This window comes from Agrobacterium burrii, assembly GCF_017313405.1.
In the GTDB taxonomy this organism is placed as follows: domain Bacteria; phylum Pseudomonadota; class Alphaproteobacteria; order Rhizobiales; family Rhizobiaceae; genus Agrobacterium; species Agrobacterium burrii.
This window is the reverse complement of record NZ_JAFLNA010000032.1, coordinates 1-638: the sequence shown is the minus strand read 5'-3', so window position 1 is coordinate 638 and position 638 is coordinate 1. Positions and strand designations below refer to the sequence as shown.

Annotated in this window: 1 protein-coding gene and 1 pseudogene; both read right to left on the bottom strand. The window is 54.4% G+C overall.

What is annotated here, in order from left to right; genetic code table 11:
- The coding region (locus JZX89_RS28950; RefSeq protein WP_369809638.1) for a helix-turn-helix domain-containing protein at window positions 1–111 on the bottom strand (111 nt) is incomplete at its 3' end.
- Window positions 112–123: 12 nt separating this feature from the next.
- Window positions 124–492, bottom strand: a pseudogene (locus JZX89_RS28445) (recombinase family protein); the annotation flags it as partial.
- Window positions 493–638 lie beyond the last annotated feature (146 nt).

The following is a 638-nucleotide window of genomic DNA, read 5'->3' as shown; positions in this document are numbered from 1 at the left end:
AGTCATCCTGGAAATGTTCAGTTCACGAGCAACGTCGGCTTTCGCTGCGCCAGCCGCGATCCGCCTGCGGATTTCTGCGTCATCAACATTCTTCTTCCTGCCAGTGTAGATGCCGTCCGCTTTTGCCGCGTCGATGCCCGCACGTTGCCTGTCTTTGATGAACTTGAGTTCCATGTCGGCGACCATGCCGAGGATGGTGATGACCATTCGACCCATGCTGCCGGCCGTCGTGACTTCGGGCTCAAGAATGCGGAGTGACGCGCCTTTCTCGTCAAGCTCATGAACGAGATTGAGAACGTCGCGTGTGGAACGGCCGAGCCGATCAAGCCGCAGAACCACAAGTTCGTCGCCCGCGTGCAAAACTGCATTATGGTTATCCAGCTCGGACCGCCCCTTTCGGGACGCTCCTGATCCGGTTTCCGAGCGAATGATTTCGCAATCAGCAGCCTTCAGACGCTCGTTCTGAATATCGAGGTCCTGATCTGTGCTGCTGACGCGAGCGTATCAGATGCGGGCCAAGGCGATTCTGTCACATTAGGGTGGGTTCAATTGCGTAACGTAACTTTAGTCGAAAATACACCCTTTTGTTACATATACCGCACGTCACATTTGACTTAAACTCTAGGGCGTACCCAAAA